The organism is Streptomyces sp. NPDC002870, assembly GCF_042888505.1.
In the GTDB taxonomy this organism is placed as follows: domain Bacteria; phylum Actinomycetota; class Actinomycetes; order Streptomycetales; family Streptomycetaceae; genus Streptomyces.
In genome coordinates this window covers 43884-61812 of sequence record NZ_JBIAPW010000012.1, presented here as the reverse complement: position 1 = coordinate 61812, position 17929 = coordinate 43884, and the positions used below count along the sequence as shown (strand labels likewise).

General features: G+C 71.1%; 15 protein-coding genes. 8 read left to right on the top strand and 7 right to left on the bottom strand.

Annotated features, from left to right (window positions below):
• The first annotated feature begins 65 nt into the window (after positions 1-65).
• Positions 66-1250 (top strand): acyl-CoA dehydrogenase family protein, encoded by a 1185-nt coding sequence (locus ACFYWY_RS17235; protein ID WP_389186519.1) that lies wholly within the window; start codon positions 66-68, stop codon positions 1248-1250.
• Positions 1250-1732 carry a nitroreductase family deazaflavin-dependent oxidoreductase gene (locus tag ACFYWY_RS17230; protein WP_389186516.1) on the top strand — a complete coding sequence of 161 codons (483 nt, stop codon included), beginning with the start codon at positions 1250-1252 and terminating at the stop codon, positions 1730-1732. Before ACFYWY_RS17235 ends, ACFYWY_RS17230 begins: the two co-directional genes overlap by 1 nt.
• Before the next feature lie 230 nt (positions 1733-1962).
• Here the strand turns inward: ACFYWY_RS17230 and ACFYWY_RS17225 are convergent, their stop codons facing one another.
• Entirely contained in the window at positions 1963-2610 is a 648-nt protein-coding gene (locus ACFYWY_RS17225; protein ID WP_389186513.1) for a TetR family transcriptional regulator, read from the bottom strand.
• 298 nt (positions 2611-2908) lie between these two features.
• Between ACFYWY_RS17225 and ACFYWY_RS17220 the strand changes: the two genes are divergently transcribed.
• From ACFYWY_RS17220 to ACFYWY_RS17205, 4 genes are all read left to right on the top strand, one after another.
• Positions 2909-3682 carry a VOC family protein gene (locus ACFYWY_RS17220; protein WP_389186510.1) on the top strand — a complete coding sequence of 258 codons (774 nt, stop codon included), beginning with the start codon at positions 2909-2911 and terminating at the stop codon, positions 3680-3682.
• A gap of 249 nt (positions 3683-3931) precedes the next feature.
• Positions 3932-6376 (top strand): PQQ-binding-like beta-propeller repeat protein, encoded by a 2445-nt coding sequence (locus tag ACFYWY_RS17215; RefSeq protein WP_389186507.1) that lies wholly within the window; start codon positions 3932-3934, stop codon positions 6374-6376.
• Positions 6377-6482: 106 nt separating this feature from the next.
• Positions 6483-6998: a hypothetical protein gene (locus ACFYWY_RS17210; RefSeq protein WP_389186503.1), complete on the top strand. Its 516-nt coding sequence runs from the start codon at positions 6483-6485 to the stop codon at positions 6996-6998.
• A gap of 71 nt (positions 6999-7069) precedes the next feature.
• On the top strand, positions 7070-7621 hold the full coding sequence (locus ACFYWY_RS17205; RefSeq protein ID WP_389186499.1) for a hypothetical protein: 552 nt from the start codon (positions 7070-7072) through the stop codon (positions 7619-7621).
• A gap of 115 nt (positions 7622-7736) precedes the next feature.
• Here the strand turns inward: ACFYWY_RS17205 and ACFYWY_RS17200 are convergent, their stop codons facing one another.
• The 3 genes from ACFYWY_RS17200 to ACFYWY_RS17190 are packed head-to-tail and all read right to left on the bottom strand — an operon-like array spanning position 7737 to position 10085.
• A complete protein-coding gene (locus tag ACFYWY_RS17200) occupies positions 7737-8513 on the bottom strand; it encodes an enoyl-CoA hydratase/isomerase family protein (protein ID WP_389186496.1) in 777 nt (258 codons plus the stop codon).
• On the bottom strand, positions 8510-8935 hold the full coding sequence (locus ACFYWY_RS17195) for a Zn-ribbon domain-containing OB-fold protein (protein ID WP_389186493.1): 426 nt from the start codon (positions 8933-8935) through the stop codon (positions 8510-8512). Before ACFYWY_RS17195 ends, ACFYWY_RS17200 begins: the two co-directional genes overlap by 4 nt.
• Position 8936: 1 nt before the next feature.
• On the bottom strand, positions 8937-10085 hold the full coding sequence (locus ACFYWY_RS17190; RefSeq protein WP_389186490.1) for a lipid-transfer protein: 1149 nt from the start codon (positions 10083-10085) through the stop codon (positions 8937-8939).
• Positions 10086-10144: 59 nt separating this feature from the next.
• Here ACFYWY_RS17190 and ACFYWY_RS17185 point away from each other — a divergent pair, with 59 nt between their 5' ends.
• Complete coding sequence (locus ACFYWY_RS17185) at positions 10145-11707, top strand: FadD3 family acyl-CoA ligase (protein ID WP_389186932.1); 1563 nt, start codon at positions 10145-10147, stop codon at positions 11705-11707.
• 152 nt (positions 11708-11859) lie between these two features.
• On the opposite strand, the gene ACFYWY_RS17180 is transcribed toward ACFYWY_RS17185, so the two are convergent.
• The 3 genes from ACFYWY_RS17180 to ACFYWY_RS17170 all read right to left on the bottom strand — a co-directional run bounded on the left by ACFYWY_RS17180 (position 11860) and on the right by ACFYWY_RS17170 (position 16389).
• Positions 11860-12255, bottom strand: coding sequence for a hypothetical protein (locus ACFYWY_RS17180; RefSeq protein WP_389186487.1), 396 nt, complete (start codon positions 12253-12255; stop codon positions 11860-11862).
• A 185-nt stretch (positions 12256-12440) separates the two neighbouring features.
• Complete coding sequence (locus ACFYWY_RS17175) at positions 12441-15434, bottom strand: BTAD domain-containing putative transcriptional regulator (RefSeq protein WP_389186484.1); 2994 nt, start codon at positions 15432-15434, stop codon at positions 12441-12443.
• Positions 15435-15612: 178 nt separating this feature from the next.
• Complete coding sequence (locus ACFYWY_RS17170) at positions 15613-16389, bottom strand: polysaccharide deacetylase family protein (RefSeq protein ID WP_389186929.1); 777 nt, start codon at positions 16387-16389, stop codon at positions 15613-15615.
• A gap of 197 nt (positions 16390-16586) precedes the next feature.
• On the opposite strand from ACFYWY_RS17170, the gene ACFYWY_RS17165 reads away from it, so the two are divergent.
• Positions 16587-17813: an amidohydrolase family protein gene (locus ACFYWY_RS17165; RefSeq protein ID WP_389186481.1), complete on the top strand. Its 1227-nt coding sequence runs from the start codon at positions 16587-16589 to the stop codon at positions 17811-17813.
• Positions 17814-17929 lie beyond the last annotated feature (116 nt).

The following is a 17929-nucleotide window of genomic DNA, read 5'->3' as shown; positions in this document are numbered from 1 at the left end:
GCATGCCTCTGTGCATCTGGGTCCGCCGGATCTAACATGACGGCCCGTCAGATACGGAGGGACCCATGGACACCGCCTTCACCGCGGAGCAGGACGAGATCCGCCGCACCCTGCGCGAGCTGCTGGCCAAACGGTCCGGCCCGGACGAGGTCAGGGCCGCTGTCCGCACCGCCGCCGGGTACGACCCGCAGCTGTGGGCGCAGCTGTCCGAGCAGCTCGGCCTGCCGGGTCTCGCGCTCCCCGAGTCGTACGGCGGCGTGGGGTGCGGCCTCACGGAGCTCGCGCTCGCCTGCGAGGAGACCGGACGGGCGCTGCTGCCCTCGCCGCTGCTGGCCACCGCGGGGCTCGCGGCGCCGCTGATCACCGCGCTCGGGACGCCCGGGCAGCAGGGCGAGCTGCTGCCGCGGATCGCGGACGGCTCACTGACCTGCGCACTCGCTGTGCCGGGAGGCGCTCTGGCGCCGGCTCTCGGGCTGACTGGTGACAACGCGTCGGGGGAGTGGGCGGGCGGCGGCCGGGCCGGCGGCGTACAGGCGCGGCCCGGTGAGCACGGGGCGTGGCTGCTCTACGGGGAGGCCCGGCAGGTCCTCGACGGGCACAGCGCGGGACTGCTGCTGGTCGCGGCGCACACGGGCGGCTTCGCCCGCAGCCGCACGCTCCTCTTCCTGGTACGGGCCGATGCGGCGGGTCTTACCCGGGTCCGGCAGACGTCGCTGGACGAGACACGGCCGCAGGCCCGTATCGAACTGCGGGACTGCGCCGCCAAGTTGCTGGGCGCTGACGACGCGGCGGATGTGGCGGGGGCGCTGGCCGGCGCGGGGGCGCGGGTGGCGGCCCTGCTGGCGGCGGAGGCGGTCGGCGCCGCCGCGAGCGCGCTGGACCGGACGGTGGAGTACGTCCGCGCCCGCGAGCAGTTCGGCCGGGCGATCGGCTCCTTCCAGGCGGTGAAGCACCGGCTGGCGGATCTGTACGTACGGGTCCAGGCGGCCCGCTCGGCGGCGTACTACGCGGCGTGGGACCCGGCGGAGGGCGGCCTGGCACTGGCCCAGTGCCTGGAGGCGCTGCGGGTGGTCACCGGTGAGGCCGTCCAGCTGCACGGCGGGATCGGCTTCACCTGGGAACACGAGGCGCACCTTTACTTCAAACGGGCGACGGCGGACGAGCTGCTGTTCGGCCCGGTCCACCGGCTGCGTGCGCATGCGGCCGAACGGGCGGGACTCTTCGCCGCGCGCCCGGCGGTGGCGGTCTGATGCCTCCCGGTGGGCGACCCGGTGTGCGACTGATCCAGAAGGTGTCGTCGACCCGCGCCTTCGCGAAGATCGCGCCCCACTTCATCCCGGCGATGGACCGCACGGTGCACCGCCTGACACGCGGCAAGGTGCTGCTCAGCGCACAGATGCTGCCGGGCGTCATCCTCACGGCCCGCGGGGCGAAGAGCGGCCTGCCGAGGGTCACCCCGCTGGCCTGTATGCCGGAGGACTCGGGCGACTGGCTGCTGATCGGGTCCAACTTCGGCCGCCCCGGCCACCCGTCCTGGACGACGAACCTGCTGAGGAACCCGGACGCGGAGGTCAGCTGGAAGGGTGAGGACATCCAGGTCCACGCCCGCCTGCTGGAGGGCGAGGAAAGGGAAGAGGCCTGGCGGGCGGCCCTGAGGTTCTGGCCGCCGTACGCGACGTACCAGTCAAGGGTGGAGCGGCAGATCCGCCTCTTCCGCCTCACACGCCGGTAGGGGTACGGGGAAACCCACCACCGGGAGCAACCACCAACGCCCCCTGGCCCACCCTCACCACGGACCAGGACGACTGGGGGTTCGCTCGTGAAACCCCCACCGGAGAGTAACCACCAACGCCCCCTGGCCCACCCGCACCACGGACCAGGATGACCAAAGCCGACGGCGGTCACCTGGAAAGGGACCGCCGTCGGCGTGACAGGACTTGAAGAAAGGTGAGCCGGGGCCGCCTATTTCGTCGGCTTCTTGCCCGTGATGCCCAGGTGCACCAACAGCGCGAGATTCGGCTTCAGTTCGGCCTGTTTCACTCCCCAGGTCGTGAACCCCTTCTGATGTGACGCCACCGCCGCCAGCATCGCCACCAGCGAGCCTGCCATCGCCGCCGGGCTGACGTCCTTGTCGACCCTTCCCTTGGCCTGCAAGTCCTTCACCGCGTCCGTAAGGGAGTTGGTGACGGAGTTCAGGATCTTCATGCGGATCTTGTAGAACCGCTTGTCGCCCTCCGCGGCCCCCAGATCCACCACCCTCAGAATCGCGTCGTGGCGGCGCCAGAAATCGAGGAAGCCCTCGACCAGTTCCTCCGACGTCTGCCAGGCGGCCTTGCCGACCCAGGAGCGGCCGGAGACCAGTTCGGTCAACCCCGCGCCCTCCTTGGCCATTTCCTCCGCGATCTCGAGGACCGCGCCCTCGACGTCCGGGAAGTACTGGTAGAAGGTCGCGGGTGAAGTGCCCGCCTTCCGGGCCACGTCGATGACTTTGACGTCCCGGTACGGCGAGGAGCTGAGCATCTCGCTGAGGCAGTCGAGCAGCTTCTGCCGCGTCGCCTGACCGCGTCGTCCGGCCACTCGGCCGTCGACGGTGCGTACTTGTCCTGTCATGCCGTCAGCTTACCGAGGGGTGATCGGCGCGCGATTCGGCCGAGTGCAAATGGGGTGCGGCAGGGCTGTGACAGGGGCGAGACCCGGGCGCGGCCGGTGTACGCCAATAGTGTTATCAACAGCCTGTGGACAACTTCCGTGGACAACTCGACAAATCCGCACCCCGCCCCGGCTCCAATGTCCTGACAATTGGGCAAATGTTCGATTCGATTACCTGCGCCACGCGGGCCACGCCGCTAGCTTGAGTGTGACGGGCACCACACCCGCCGCATCCCGCACCAGGGAAGGAACCAGGTCCATGGCCGTATTCCCACAGGGCGCGCCGTGCTGGGTGGACGCGGCGCTCCCCGATGTCGAGGCGGGCAAGCGTTTCTACGGCGAGCTCTTCGGCTGGACATTCGGTGAGGGCGAAGGGCCGCACGTCGACGCCTTCAGCGACGGAAAGCTGGTCGCCGCCCTCGTGCCCAAGCGCGACGGCCGGATGCCCACCGTCTGGGGCGTCTACTTCGCCACCTCCGACGCCGCCGCGCTGAGCAGGGACATCAGGGACGCCGGCGGCCAGGTGATCACGGCCCCGGTGCAGGTCGGCACGGCCGGGACGATGGCGCTCGCCACGGACCCCGGCGGCGCGGTCTTCGGGCTCTGGCAGGCGGGCGACAGAGTCGGCTTCGAGAAACAGGGCGAGCCGGGCTCCTTCTGCTGGACCGAGGTGTACACGCGGGACAAGGAGCGGGCCGACCCCTTCTACGAACGGGTTTTCGGCTTCCTGGGCACGGACCTGCCCGACGACTCCATCGACTTCCGGATGTGGTCCCCGGCCGGTACGGAACCGGGGGAGGACACCGCCATCGGCGGCCGCAGCGTCATCACCGACGCTTTCCCGGCCGAGATGCCCGGCCACTTCCTCATCTACTTCTGCGTCGACGACTGCGACGAGACCGCCGCGGCCGCAACCCGCCTCGGCGGCCGTATCCAGGCGATGCCCTTCGACATCCCGTACGGACGCATCGCCGTGCTCGCCGACAACCAGGGCGCTTCATTCGCGGTGCTCGCAGAACCGAAGGCTGCCTGAGGGCAACCCGAAGTGGCCGGTCCGCGTCAAGACTGACGCCTGGACGCGTGCGGCTGAACCATTCCGCTCCCCGATCCGTGTCCGAAACCGGGTGAGACACCCCGATCCGCCCCCGGGTTCGCAACCGCCGCCTCAGACAGGAAGAATCAGGGTGCGCACCGCTGAGGGTCTCGGTGGTGAGACGCTGCACGGGGCTGGAATTGGCGGGCTCCAAATCTTCTGGGGCCCGTACGGGGAGGTGGCAGGCAAGTGATCGAGCAGCTGACGCAGCATGACCCGAGACGGATCGGTCCGTTCGAGGTACTGGGCCGGCTCGGTGCCGGCGGCATGGGGCTGGTCTATCTCGCCCGGTCGGCGTCCGGCCGCCGGGTGGCGATCAAGACGGTGCGTACCGAGCTCGCCGAGGACCAGCTGTTCCGTGTCCGCTTCACCCGTGAGGTGGAAGCCGCCCGGGCCGTCAGCGGTTTCTACACGGCGGCCGTGGTCGACGCCGACCCGCGGGCTGCCGTGCCGTGGCTTGCCACCGCGTACGTCCCCGCGCCCTCCCTCGAAGAGATAGTGAATGAGTGCGGGCCGATGCCGGCCCAGGCGGTGCGCTGGCTGGCGGCCGGCGTCGCCGAGGCGCTGCAGTCCATCCATGGCGCCGGCCTCGTCCACCGCGATCTCAAGCCTTCGAACGTCCTGGTGGTGGAGGACGGGCCGCGCGTCATCGACTTCGGCATCGCGTCCGGCGTCTCCAACACCCGGCTGACCATGACCAATGTCGCCGTGGGCACGCCCGCTTACATGTCACCGGAGCAGGCGCGCGACTCCCGCAGCGTGACCGGCGCGAGCGATGTGTTCTCGCTCGGTTCCACGCTGGTCTTCGCGGCGACCGGCCACGCCCCCTTTCACGGTGCGAACCCGGTCGAGACCGTCTTCATGCTGCTGCGGGAGGGCCCGGACCTTCAGGGGCTGCCGGACGAACTCCGGCCGCTGATCGAGTCCTGTATGCAGATGGAGGCCGGGCGGCGGCCCACGCCCGAGGATCTGCAGTCTCAGCTCGCCCCTCATCTGTTCTCGTCCGGCAGTGACGACAGCGGTACCGCGTCCGCATGGCTGCCGGCGCGGGCCACCGCGATGATCGAGCAGCGCCGCGGCGGCAGACCCGCCGTCCCGGCCCCCCTCGCCCCGCCGCGACCGGCCGAGCCCGCCCCGCCCGTTCCCCAGGCACCGCCGCAGCCGCCGCCCCGGCAGGGCGCCGACTGGGACTCCGCCTGGCACGGCGGCAGCGATCCGCGTACGGGACAGGCCTCACCGTCACCCGTTGCGGTGACCTCGCCCGCCACCGCCGGACCCGTGCGGCTGCCCGGCTCCAAGGTGCCGATCGGCCCCGGCCCGCGCGTCGCCGACGCCGGCCGCGGCGGGGTAGTCGAGACCGGCCCGGCGACCGGCTGGATCCGCCCGCCCGGCGGGCTGAACGGCGCCGAGGCCGCGACCAGCGCCCACCCGCCACCCGGACCGGCCCCCGTCCAGGCACCCGTGCCGCAGCCCGCCTCGCCCCCGGACACGCCCACCGGACACTGGCGCCCGTGGCGATTCCGGATGTCGAACGACGTCTGGGGCACGCCCGTGGTCGCCGGGGATCTCCTCTACGTCACCTCCTTCGAGGTGCACGCGCTGGACGTGGGCAGCGGCCGTCGCCAGTTCAAGACCCGGGACGTGGCCTGGGCGATGGCCGTCTCCGGCGGCCGTATCCATGCCTCCGACGGGCCTTCGCTCTACGCCCTCGACGCGACCAGCGGCCAGGAGCGGTGGCGGCTCCAGGCCGACGCCTGGGTCTTCTCCCTCAAGGTCGACCGCGGCACCGTCCTCACCGGCACCCGCGGCGGCGGCGTACAGGCATGGGAGGCGTCCAACGGCGAGAAGCTGTGGGAGACGACCGGGGCGCAGACGGACTTCGAGACCCCGGAGGCCGGGCCCGCGATCTTCGGCGACACGGTGTACGTGTGGAAGGACGCGAGGCTGCGCGCGCTGGAGGCCCGTACGGGCGTGGAGCGCTGGTCCTATCCCATCGGTGACGCGGCGTCCTGCGGCAATGTCCCCGTGCGGGTGCATCCCGCACCCGACGGATATGTATACGTCGCGGCCGGCACCCGCGTCCTCGCCGTCGACATCTCGAACGGCCTGGTCCGCTGGCACTTCGAGGCCCCCGCGGTGTTCCTCTCGCCGCCGGTCTTCGCCCCGGGCCCGGCGGTGACGGGCGGCGGCGTCTATCTCGCCGACTACCTCGGCACGGTGTACGCCCTGGACGCCACGACCGGCAAGGACCGCTGGCGTATTGCCACCGAGTCGCGCCAGTCCGTCGAGCCGGTCCTCGTGGCCGGCGGCAACATCCATGTGGGCAGCGGCAGCGCGCTGTACACGCTGGACGCGGTGACCGGCACCCCGATGTGGCGGTTCGCCGCGGGCGGCGACGTCATCGGAGCGCCGGTCGTCGCGGACGGCCGGGTGCACTTCGGCTCCGCGGACCATGTGCTCTACACGCTGGACGCGAGCGGCGGCCAGCTGCGCTGGAAACTCGCGACCGGCGGCGAGATCACCGGGTCACCGGTGGCGCAGGGCGGTGTGGTGTACGCGTGCAGCAAGGACCGGTGTGTGTACGCGCTGGACGCGGTCAAGGGGACGGCGACCGGGCGGGGCGGGGCTCGGTAGTCGTTGCCGGGGCCTCACCCAGTGCGCCTTCCGGCGCCCGATGGCGGGGCGCACTCCCCGGGCGTAGCGTCGTGATCGAGAGCGCGGCGTACCCGGGAGGCCGACGATGACACGCAACATCATCGGCTCGATCCTCGCTCTCGTCGGAGCGGCGGCCGCCGTATGGAGCCCCTTCCGTGTCTGGTACGACGGCCGTCACGGGCGCGACTACCGTGTCCAGGACCTGTTCAACGGCATCACAGAGACCAAGGCCGAACTGGCTGCCTCGCTTCTTCTGCCGTTCGCTGTCGCGGCCCTGTTGACCCTGATCGGTCTCGCCCTGCACTCGCGGCTGCTGGTCGCGCTGTCCGGGGTGATCGTGCTCGGCTTCACCGTGCTGTGGATGGTCCGCCTGGGCCAGGAGGCCGGCGCTCTCACCGTCGGCGGCGAAGGCGGCGGCGTCGGTGACGGAGTGGCATACGCCGTCGGCGGCGGTTTGCTGTTGCTTGTCGCCGCGGTCGTGATGAGCGGCCGTGTTCGCTCGGAGCCGCCGGAGACCGAGGCTCACACCCACCGCAGGCTGGACGGACCCCCGACGCACCCGACGCACCCGGGGGACCAATCCCCGCCCGGCCGCCCCTGATTCGCGACTGCTACGGTGTCGCGCGGTTGTCAGGTACATCAAGTACCTCAGTTTCAGGGGGAGAAATGGCTATGGTGCGTCGACGTCTCAAGCTCGGGGCCGTACTTGTCGTCGTGGTGCTCGCGCTGACCGGTTTTTCGACTTCGTCATCGGGCGGCAAGGGCGGCAGCGGTGGAAAGAGCAGGTCGAAGGGCAGCGGCGGCGGAGGCGGCGGCTGCTCCAGCTCCAAGAAGTCGAACAGCGGCTACCGCGACTACGACGATGACGACTACAGCTCTTCCGGCTCCTCCTCCGGTTCGGACTCGTACACCGACGAGCCCACCCCCACCCCGACGGAGAGCGGCGCCGCCCGGGCGTCCGTCCTCGACTGTGTGAAGAAGGGCCGCGGCAAGCGCAAGGCCGATACCTCGGCCACGGTGAAGGTTGTCTCGGACTCCTCGGTGGCGCACCGGTACGAGGTCGACGTGGTGTTCCTGGACGCCGCGGGCGATGTCGTCGACCGCGGTTACACCAAGGTCAGTCTGGACGGCGGGGAGACCGAGACCGTCACGGTCAGGATGCAGAGTCCCAAGAAGGTGTCGCGCGTGAAGAAGTGCGAGGCCGAAGCCCTGCTCGCCGACTGAGCAGCTTCTCCGGCGTTTGAGGTGCGGGGTCCCCCTACGCCCGCGGGGCGCAGGGGGTGGGGGCACCTCCCATGCCCGAAGGGCTATGGGGGAGGGCCGGGGGCGGAGCCCCCGGCTACCGCACCCGGTAGCTCCCCCTGCCCCGCCCGCCCTCGAAGAGCTCCGCCTGCCGCTCCGGCGGCAGATTCCCGAGTGCGATCAGGTGCGGGGCATGGGCGAGCGCCTGCGTCCTCGCCGCCTCGCGCGCCGACCACACCGCCCGTACGGTTCCCTGCACGGCCTCGGCCGGGTGCGACGCCACCACCGCCGCGGCCCGCAGCGCGGCCGCCGCCGCCTCGCCAGGTTCGGTCAACTCCGAGACCAGGCCCGTCTCGTAGGCCCGCCGGGCCGAGATCCGTTCCGCCGTCCCCATCAGCGCCATCCGCGCCACCTCGCCGAACGGCATCCGCTGCGCCAGGTAGATGGTCTCGTACGCGCTGACCATGCCGTACGTCGTGTGCGGGTCGAAGAACGTCGCATCCCGCGAGGCCACCACGAACTCGCTCTCGCCGAGCAGATAGAACGCCCCGCCGCAGGCCATCCCCTCCACGGCCGCGATCACCGGCTTCCACAGGTCGTTGGCCTTCGGCCCGATCGCGATCAGCGGATCGTCGATCGAGTACGGGGACGAGGGCTGCGGCACCTGGACCGAGCGGTCGATGCCGGTGCAGAACGCCTTGCCGCCCGCGCCGGTCACCACCACGGCCCGTACGGCGTCGTCGCGGCGGAACTCCCTCCAGGCGGCCGTCAGTTCGGCCGCCGTCTCCAGATCGATGGCGTTGTGCTTCTCCGGCCGGTCGAGCGTGACCAGCGCGACGCCCGTCTCCTTGTCGCTGTCGATGCGCAGACTCATGAGCGCTCCAGCAGCCAGCGCGGCACAGTGATGTCACCGAGCCGGGTGAACGCCACCCGCACCCCCGCGCCGATGCGCAGCCGCGCCGGGTCGACGGAGTTCAGCGGGGCGTCCGGCGCCTCGACCACATTGCCGGCCAGCCGGATGCGGGGGGCGTCCAGGAGCTCGACTACGACCGCGTTGTACGGCGCCTGGGCGGCGTATGCGGGCAGCAGCGGCGGATGGGGAACGACGTACGACCAGATGCGGCCACGCCCGCTCATCCTGCGCCACTCGCTGTCGAAGGACCTGCAGTGCGGGCAGCAGGGCCGGGGCGGAAAGCGCAGCTCGCCACAGGGCGCGCAGGCCTGGACGCGGAGTTCGCCCCGGGCGGCGTACTCCCAGAAGGGTGCGCCGTCCTCGTCGACGAGCGGTGCGAGCATCTCAACTCCTCAGCAGAACGGCCGAAGTGGGCACACCCTCGCCCGCGGTGACCAGGCAGGTCGCGGCGTCCGGGACCTGTGCGGTGGAGATGCCGCGCAGCTGCTTCACGCCCTCGTTGATGAGGTTGAAGCCGTGTACGTACGCCTCGCTCAGCCCGCCGCCGCCGGTGTTGAGGGGCAGCCGGCCGCCGATCTCCAGCGCGCCGCCCTCGGTGAACGCCGCGCCCTCGCCCCTCCCACAGAAGCCGTAGCCCTCCAGGGACAGCGGTACGAGCGGCGTGAACGCGTCGTAGATCTGCGCCACATCGACGTCCTGCGGCCCGAAGTCGGCGGTCTTCCACAGCTGGCGGGCCGCCGTCCAGGCGGGTCCGGTGAGCGGGTCGTCGTTCCAGTAGTTGACCATTCCGTGGTGCTGGGCGGGCAGGCCCTGGGCTGCCGAGTGGACGTACACCGGCCGGTGGCGGCAGTCGCGGGCGCGCTCGGCGCTCACGATCACGCAGGCCAGCGCGCCGTCCGTCTCCAGGCAGTTGTCGAAGAGGCAGAGCGGCTCACTGATCCATCGCGAGGTCATATACATGCCGCGGGTCAGCGGCCGTTCGTACATCACCGCGGCGGGGTTCTGGTTGGCGCGGTTGCGGCAGGCGAGGGCGACGTTGAAGAGATGGTCGCGGGTGGCGCCGTACTCGTGCATATAGCGCCGCGTCAGCATGCCGATCTCGTCGGCGGGCCGCAGCAGTCCGAAGGGCCGGGTCCACTGGCCGGGGGTGGGCAGCTGAACGGCCGTGTTCTTCCAGGGCCTTGGGCCAGAACCGCGTTTGCGCGAGCGCCAGGCGACCCCCACGCTCGCCTGGCCCGTCGCGATCGCCGCGGCGAGATGGGCGAGCGTGGCGCAGGAACCGCCGCCGCCGTAGCCGACCTTGGAGAAGAAGGTCACGTCTCCCGCGCCGATGGACTTCGCGACCTCGACCTCGTCCGTCTCCTCCATCGTGTACGAGGCGAAGCCGTCGACCTCGGACGGGTCGACGCCTGCGTCGTCGAGCGCGGCGACGATGGCCCGGCAGGCCAGGGTCTTCTCGGAATCGGGGAGGTTTTTCGCGAAGGCCGTCTGCCCTATCCCGGCTATCGCGGCTGCGTCCTTGAGGCTCGCCATGAGGGGGAGGGTACAGCTAATCTGACGGGTAGTCAGCTACTGCGGTGGAAGGGCTTGCGATGCGCGGCGACCTGGAGTGGGGCACCATCCCGAAGCTGGTACGGAGCGCTGCCGGACGGTACGGGCGGCGGGAGGCCGTCGTCGATGGCCGCACCCGTGTCTCGTACGCCGAACTGGGCGAGCGGGTCGAACGGGCGGCCGCCGCCTGTATGGCTTCGGGCATCGAACCTGGCGACCGGGTCGCCATCTGGGCCCCGAACACCCTCGACTGGATCGTCTCCGCGCTCGGCGCGGTCACGGCCGGTGCGGTGCTGGTGCCGCTGAACACCCGCTTCAAGGGCACGGAGGCCTCGTACGTACTCCAGCGCAGCCGGGCCAGACTGCTCTTCGTCACCGGCACCTTCCTCGGCACTTCCTACGTCGCGTCCCTGCGCCGCGCGGAGGTGGACCTGCCGCACCTGGAGCAGGTCGTGGTCCTCGCCGACAGTGCGCCCGAGGACTTCCGTACCTGGAAGGACTTTCTGGCGGGCGGCGACGGCGTCACACCGGCGCAAGTCCGCACCCGGGCCGACTCGATCGACTCCTTCGCCCCCTCAGACATCATCTTCACCTCGGGCACCACCGGCCGCCCCAAGGGCGCGGTCATCACCCATGCGCAGACGCTGCGCTGCTACGACGTGTGGAGCGAACTCGCGGGACTGCGCGAGGGCGACCGCTATCTGATCGTGAACCCCTTCTTCCACACCTTCGGCTACAAGGCGGGCATCATCGCCTGTCTGACGCGGGGCGCGACGATGGTGCCGCAGCCGGTCTTCAACGTGGACACGGTCCTGGCGAACATCGCCGCCGAACGCATCTCGGTGCTGCCAGGACCGCCGACCCTGCACCAGTCGCTGCTCGACCACCCGGCCCGCGACCAGCACGACCTGTCCGCGCTGCGCCTTGTGGTCACCGGCGCGGCGGTCGTCCCGCTCCAGCTGGTGGAGCGGCTGCGCAGCGAGCTGCGCATCGCCACGGTGCTGACGGCGTACGGCCTCTCCGAGGCGAGCGGCATCGTCACGATGTGCCGCCGCGGCGACGCCCCGGAGACGATCGCGACCACCTCGGGCCGCGCGATCCCCGGCACCGAGGTCCGCGTGACGGCCGCCGCCGGTGAACCGGGCGAGGTGCTGGTGCGTGGACACCACGTGATGCAGGGCTACTTCGAGGACCCGGAGGAGACGGTGAAGGCGTTCACCTACGACGGCTGGCTGCGCACGGGCGACGTCGGCGTTCTGGACGAGGGGGGCAATCTCCGGATCACCGACCGGATCAAGGACATGTTCATCGTCGGCGGCTTCAACGCCTACCCGGCGGAGATAGAGCAACTGCTGGGCCTGCACCCGGATGTGGCGGATGTGGCGGTCATCGGCGTCCCCGACGCGCGGCTCGGCGAGGTGGGCAAGGCGTATGCGGTACGGCACCGGGGCTCGACGCTCACGGCGGACGATCTGATCGCCTGGTCGCGGCGCGAGATGGCGAACTACAAGGTCCCGAGGGAGGTCGAGTTCGTCAGCGAACTGCCGAGGAACGCGAGCGGGAAGGTCCTGAAGGCGGAGCTGCGGTCGCGGCAACGGGCCTGACGAGCACGGGCGTCCACGGCAGACCGGACCCGGCGCGGGCGCGCGGCTGACCGGCGCGGCAGACCGGCGCGGCAGACCGGCCTGGACATACCGCGGCCGCGGCGGCTCCCCTCCGCGCCGCCGCGGCCGCACCCCGTTGTGAGGAGTCCCGATCAGCCCTTGGGCGGGACCGGCGCGTGGTGGTCGCCCTGGGTGGTGGCCCCACCGTCGCCCAGGAGCTTCGGCGGCGCGGGCGCGTGGTGGTCGCCCAGCGTCGTGATGGTGCCGTCCTTCGGCGGCGCCGGCGCGTGGTGGTCGCCCAGCGTGGTGACCTCACCGTCGCCCAGGAGCCTCGGCGGCGCGGGCGCGTGGTGGTCGCCCTGGGTGGTGGCTCCACCGTCGCCCAGGAGCCTCGGCGGCGCGGGCGCGTGGTGGTCGCCCTGGGTGGTGGCTCCACCGTCGCCCAGGAGCTTCGGCGGCGCGGGCGCGTGGTGGTCGCCCAGTGTGGTGATCTCTTCCTGCTTCTTCTCGTTGGTGCTCATCGCGTCCCCCATGGGATTGCTCGACATGAACCGAAGGTGGCCTTCTGCCCGGAGACTCCCCCGAGGGTCGCCGGACAGAAGGCCAGTGGACCTGTCGCCCCCCGCTGAGGTGACGGTCCCGGGATCCGCCTGCCCCCCGACGCGACGGATCGAATGCTGTTGAGCATGTCGGAAGAGCATAAACAATCGATGAACGCCCTGGCCCGGAGTTTTCAGGCGGCGCCGCTGAGGGGGGCGAGCAACTCCCGTACTTCCTCGGCCTCCGGGGCGCCCGACTGCTCGTGCAGGACCAGCGCCTCTCGCCAGCAAGCACGCGCGCGGTCCGCCTGGCCGAGGCTGTCCAGCGCCCTGCCCAGGGTGACCAGCACATTCGCCCGGATCCGGTCGCCGCCGATGCATCCGATCGCGAGCGCTTGCTCGGCATGCTGGGCCGCCCGCGCGGCGCGGCGGGCCGAGAGGTGGGCCTGCGCGATGCGGAAATGCGTGGTCCCCTCCCACAGGCGCTGCCGGTTCGCCTCGAACCGGTCCAGCGCCTCGGTCAGTTGCTCCAGCGCCTCGGTGTGCCGCCCCGCCTGGGTCAGCGCGACACCCAGGGCGTAGCGCGCATTGGCCAGCCGGAGCGGGTGTCCGATCCGGTCGTACATCGCGATGCCCTGCTCTGCCAGTGCGATGCCCTGCGCGGTGCGGCCCATGGCGACATGGATGCGCGAGAGGTTGCACAGGGCGCTGGCCTCTCCGGGCAGGTTCCCGTCGGCGCGTGACCCCTCCCGCGCCCGGCCCAGGTGCGCCTCGGCCTCCTCGTTGCGCCCCTGTATGAAGGCGATGATGCCGCGGTCGTTGTCGGACCAGTACACGGGCGCCGGGTCGTGGGCGCCCCTCGCGAGAGCGGCCGCCTGCTTGGCCTCCTCGTCGGCCTCCTCGTAACGGCCCGCCACCAGATGGACGTTGGTCACCGAAGTCCGCGCGCGCCCCTCGGTGCGGGCGTCGCCGACGGCGCGTGCCGCTTCGAGCGCCGCGAAGGCGACTGCCTCGTACACCTTGGAGTTCGCGCCGGACTCGGCCAGATCCTGTGCCGCCCACAGCAGATCGACGGCGGGGCGGAGCCGGGCGGCCCCGCCGGCAGCCTGCCGAGCGCAGGACAGGAGGCAATGCGCCTCCGCGTAGAACCAGTCCTGCGCAGCCTGCCGGTCGGTGAACTCGAGCCCCGCATGGCCGGTCGGCTCCAGGTGGGCGACCAGCCGGTCGCCCGGGCGCTCTATGGCGAACACCTTGGCCGTCGTCGCCAGATAGAAGTCGAGCAGCCGGGACAGCGCCAGCTCCCGCTCGTCGGGCCCTTCTGCCCCCCTGGGCGGCTGCCCGACCCTCCCCTGGTCTTCGGCATGGGCGACCCCGGCGCACGCACGCGCGTAGAGCCGTACGAGGTCGTGGTACCGGTAGCGCCCCGGCGCCGCCGACTCCAGCAGGGACGTGTCGACCAGCGCCTCCAGCAGGTCCTCCGTCTCCTGCAGCGGCAGGTCGAGCATCGCGGCGGCAGCGGCGAGCGAGATGTCGGGGCCGTCGGCGAGGCCGAGGAGGCGGAAGGCGCGCGCCTGCGCCGGCTCCAGCTGGCCGTAGCCCAGTTCGAAGGTGGCCTTCACCGCGAGGTCCCCGGCCTGGAGCTCGTCCAGGCGGCGGCGCTCGTCCGCGAGCTTGGCGGCCAGGACGGACACCGTCCAGGTGCGGCGTGCGGCCAGCCGAGAGGCGGCGATACGGATGGCGAGGGGGAGGAAACCGCAGGCCGCGACCACATCCAGGGCGGCTTTGCGCTCGGAGGTGACCCGCTCGTCGCCGACGATCCGGGTGAACAGCTGGAGCGCCTCCTCCGGCGACATCACATCGATGTCGACGAGGTGCGCGCCTGCCAGGTCGACCATCCGGACGCGGCTGGTGACCAGGGCCGCGCAGCCCGCCGTGCCGGGCAGCAGGGGGCGGATCTGCGCGGCGTCGCGCGCGTTGTCCAGCAGCACCAGGATTCGGCGGCCGTCGAGCGTCGAGCGGTAGAGCGCGGCCCGCTCGTCCAGGGTCTCCGGAATCGCGGAGTCCGGGGTGCCGAGGGCGCGCAGGAAGGCTCCGAGTACGGTCTCGGGCTCGGCGGCGCGGTTGCCCGCGCCCTGGAGGTCGACGTACAACTGCCCGTCCGGGAAGTGCGGGCGCGCCTCGTGTGCCACATGGACCGCGAGGGTCGTCTTGCCGACGCCGCCGATGCCAGCGAGCGCCGAGACGGCCATCACCGAGCCCTCGGCGCTGGCGAGCTGCCCGCCCAACTCGCGTACGAAGGAGGCGCGTCCGGTGAAGTCGGGGACGGTGGCGGGGAGTTGGGCGGGCCTGGTGACCTGGGGGGCCGGTGCGGGCTCCTCGCTGGGGCGGGCCAGTTCGGCGTCGGCCTGCAGAATGCGCTGCTGCAGCCGGGAGAGTTCGGGCCGTGGGTCGACGCCCAGCTCCTCGGCGAGCAGTCGGCGGGTGTCCGCGTACACGGCGAGCGCTTCGGCCTGCCGCCCGCTGCGGTACAGGGCCAGCATCAGCAGCTCGCGCAGCCGCTCGCGCAGTGGGTGCGCGGCGGTGAGCGCGGTCAGCTCCGAGACCGCCTCCGCATGGTTGCCGACCTCCAGGTCGAGGTCGAGACGGGTCTCCAGGAGCTGGAGCCGCCACTCCTCGAGGCGGGCCCGGTGGTTCTCGGCGTACGGCCCCGGCACATTGGCCAGCGGCTCGCCGTCCCACAGGCCGAGCGACTTGTTGATGAGCAGGCGGGCCTGGCCGCGGTCCCCGGCGGCACGCGACTTCTCCGCCTCGGTGGCCAACTCCTGTGCGACCGCGAGGTCGAGGGCATCGCGCTTGACTCGTATGGCATAGCCGCCCGACTCGCTGACCAGGGCGTTCACGGAGAGCACCTTGCGCAGCCGGGACGCGTAGGTGCGGACCGCGGCGAGCGCCTGCGAGGGCGGGTCCTCGCCCCAGATCCCGTCGATCAGCTCGGAGGCGGTCGCGGTACGGCCGTCGCGCAGCAGCAGCGCGGCCAGCAGGGCGCGTTGCTGCGGCGATCCGGACGGCAGGCTCTCGCCGCCGCGCCACGCGCGTACCGGGCCGAGCACGCTGAAGCGCAGTTCGCTGACGCCGCTCTGCGCCGGAGCCCGCTGCTCCGGTACGCGTGGCCCGCTGTCACGGTCCATAGCTGCCCCCTGCCCCCGTACTGCCGGAATCGCCCTCGACAGTCTGCCCTGTGCAAGGTGGCCCCGTCAGCAGCGGGGCACTTCCTGCTCCGCCCCTGCCCCTGCCCGGCCGCGCGCTGACCCGCGCAGGTGACGGTGGTGTGTGATCTTTGTGAGAGGGCGGTGTCGGGGGCGGCAGTCAGGGGCGGTACACCTCACCCGGGTTGGCCTTTCCGGGCTCGAGCAGCTCGGGCACGGTGACGAAGGCGTAGCCGCGCTTCTTCAGCTCGTCGATGATCCCTGGGACGGCGGGCACGGTCCCGTCGTATATGTCGTGCAGCAGGATGATGCCGTCGCGTCCGGCCTGGTCGAGTATCCGGCTCTTGATGAGCTCGGAGTCGGTGGTGGAGTAGTCCTTGGCGGTGGCGCTCCACAGGACCTGCGCGAGGCCGAGTTCCCGGCTGACCTCGGTGACATCGTCGTTGATCCGGCCCTGCGGCGGGCGCATCAGGGTGGGCTTGCGGCCGGTGATCTCTGCTATGGCGTCCTGCGTACGGGAGAGCTCGTCGCGTATCTCGTCGGTGCTCAGCTCGTCCAGACGGCGGTGGGACCAGGTGTGGTTGGCGACTTCGTGTCCCTCGTCGGCGATACGGCGTACGACGTCGGGGTGCTTGAGGACATGGTTCTTGCCGAGCAGGAAGAAGGTTGCGTGAACCTTCTTCGCCTTCAGGGTGTCGAGCAGCTGCGGGGTGTCCTTGCCGGGCCCGGCGTCGAAGGTGAGGGCTATGCACTTGGCCTCATCGCAGTCGACGCCGCCGTGCGCCGTCAGCGGTTTGGCGTCGGATCCGGCCTTGCCGGCCTGGTCCCGGGCGGCGCCGGGTGAGGTGGTCTCCATGGAGCAGCCGGTGAGCGTGAGCGCGAGGGCGGCGACGATGGCCGCGGCGACGGTCCTTTTGGGCATGGCCTCTACGGGCATGGCCTCTTTGGGCATGGCGAATATCCCCCCTTGGTGGATGGCAGACGCACGGAATGCGACGATCTGCCGCTGGTCGACCGTGCGCGCATCGCACTATACACACTATGTATAGACTGGGTTTATAGTTGCCCGGGGCTCACCTCTGGCTCATGTCGTACTAGCTGACGGATCGTCAGATCGGCGCTACCGTGGAGCCCATGGAGACCTTCCCGAAGATCATCTCGGTGGACGACCACACGGTGGAGCCCCCCAACGTCTGGCGGGACCGGCTCCCGTCGAAGTACCAGGACAGCGGCCCGCGGATCGTCCGGGCTCCCCTGAAGGAAATGACCTTCATGGGCGGCAAGTTCGCCCCGGTGATGGGCGCGCAGGGGGACGACGGGCCGATTGGCGACTGGTGGGTGTACGAGGATCTGCACCGGCCGCTGACCCGGCTGGACACGGCGGTCGGCTACGACCGCGACGAGATCAAGCTCGAGGTCATCACGTACGAGCAGATGCGGGTGGGGTCGTACAGCGTCCCGGAGCGCCTCGCCGACATGGACGTCAACCACGTCCAGTCGGCGCTCTGTTTCCCCACGTTCCCGCGCTTTTGCGGTCAGACCTTCACCGAGGCGAAGGACCGCGAGCTGGGGCTGTTGGGTGTGCGCGCGTACAACGACTGGATGGTGGACGAGTGGTGCGGCCCCGAGGCGCACGGCCGCCTCATCCCGCTCACGCTCATCCCGCTGTGGGACGCGGAGCTGGCGGCGGCAGAGGTCCGCCGCAACGCGGCCCGGGGCGTACGGGCGGTTGCCTTCTCCGAGATACCCCCGCACCTCGGCCTCCCGTCCATCCACACGGACGAGTGGGACCCCTTCCTGCGGGCCTGCGACGAGACGGGCACGGTGATCGCGATGCACATCGGCTCGTCCTCGAAGATGCCCTCGACGTCGGCGGACGCCCCGCCGGCCGTCGGCTCCACGATCACCTTCGCCAACTGCTGCTTCTCGATGGTCGACTGGCTGATGAGCGGTAAGTTCGAGCGCTTCCCCGGCCTGAAGATCATGTACGCGGAGGGCCAGATCGGATGGATCCCGTACATCCTGGAGCGCGCGGACGTGGTCTGGGAGGAGAACCGCGGCTGGGGCGGGGTCGCGGACAAGGTCTTTCGTCCGCCGTCCGAGCTGTTCGCCGAGCATGTCTACGGCTGCTTCTTCGACGACGCGTTCGGGCTGCGGAACCTGGACGCGATCGGGGTGGGGAATGTGCTGTACGAGACGGACTACCCGCACTCGGACTCGACATGGCCGAAGTCGAAGGAGGTCGGGGAGAGCCAGATGGGCCACTTGGCGGGGGATGCGGTGGAGCGGATCGTGCGGGGCAACGCGATCGAACTGCTGGGACTGACGGACGAGGGCCTGTGGGCGGGGCCCGGGGCCTGATGGCTGGGGGCTCGGGCGGGCGGGCTCGGGCTGCGGCGTGGTTCTGGTGGGGGCCTTCCTCTGACGGCTCCCACCAGCGGCCGGCACATCTGGGCAGCACCGCCCCGTACCGCGGT

Excerpts from the sequence above, each read along its gene's own strand:
- ACFYWY_RS17175 (WP_389186484.1), bottom strand. The coding sequence starts at position 15,434 with ATGGACCGTGACAGCGGGCCACGCGTACCGGAGCAGCGGGCTCCGGCG.
- ACFYWY_RS17200 (WP_389186496.1), bottom strand. The coding sequence starts at position 8,513 with ATGAGTCTGCGCATCGACAGCGACAAGGAGACGGGCGTCGCGCTGGTC.
- ACFYWY_RS17190 (WP_389186490.1), bottom strand. The coding sequence starts at position 10,085 with ATGGCGAGCCTCAAGGACGCAGCCGCGATAGCCGGGATAGGGCAGACG.
- ACFYWY_RS17170 (WP_389186929.1), bottom strand. The coding sequence starts at position 16,389 with ATGCCCGTAGAGGCCATGCCCAAAAGGACCGTCGCCGCGGCCATCGTC.
- ACFYWY_RS17205 (WP_389186499.1), top strand. The coding sequence starts at position 7,070 with ATGGTGCGTCGACGTCTCAAGCTCGGGGCCGTACTTGTCGTCGTGGTG.
- ACFYWY_RS17180 (WP_389186487.1), bottom strand. The coding sequence starts at position 12,255 with ATGTCGAGCAATCCCATGGGGGACGCGATGAGCACCAACGAGAAGAAG.
- ACFYWY_RS17225 (WP_389186513.1), bottom strand. The coding sequence starts at position 2,610 with ATGACAGGACAAGTACGCACCGTCGACGGCCGAGTGGCCGGACGACGC.
- ACFYWY_RS17210 (WP_389186503.1), top strand. The coding sequence starts at position 6,483 with ATGACACGCAACATCATCGGCTCGATCCTCGCTCTCGTCGGAGCGGCG.
- ACFYWY_RS17230 (WP_389186516.1), top strand. The coding sequence starts at position 1,250 with ATGCCTCCCGGTGGGCGACCCGGTGTGCGACTGATCCAGAAGGTGTCG.
- ACFYWY_RS17235 (WP_389186519.1), top strand. The coding sequence starts at position 66 with ATGGACACCGCCTTCACCGCGGAGCAGGACGAGATCCGCCGCACCCTG.
- ACFYWY_RS17220 (WP_389186510.1), top strand. The coding sequence starts at position 2,909 with ATGGCCGTATTCCCACAGGGCGCGCCGTGCTGGGTGGACGCGGCGCTC.
- ACFYWY_RS17195 (WP_389186493.1), bottom strand. The coding sequence starts at position 8,935 with ATGCTCGCACCGCTCGTCGACGAGGACGGCGCACCCTTCTGGGAGTAC.
- ACFYWY_RS17165 (WP_389186481.1), top strand. The coding sequence starts at position 16,587 with ATGGAGACCTTCCCGAAGATCATCTCGGTGGACGACCACACGGTGGAG.
- ACFYWY_RS17185 (WP_389186932.1), top strand. The coding sequence starts at position 10,145 with ATGCGCGGCGACCTGGAGTGGGGCACCATCCCGAAGCTGGTACGGAGC.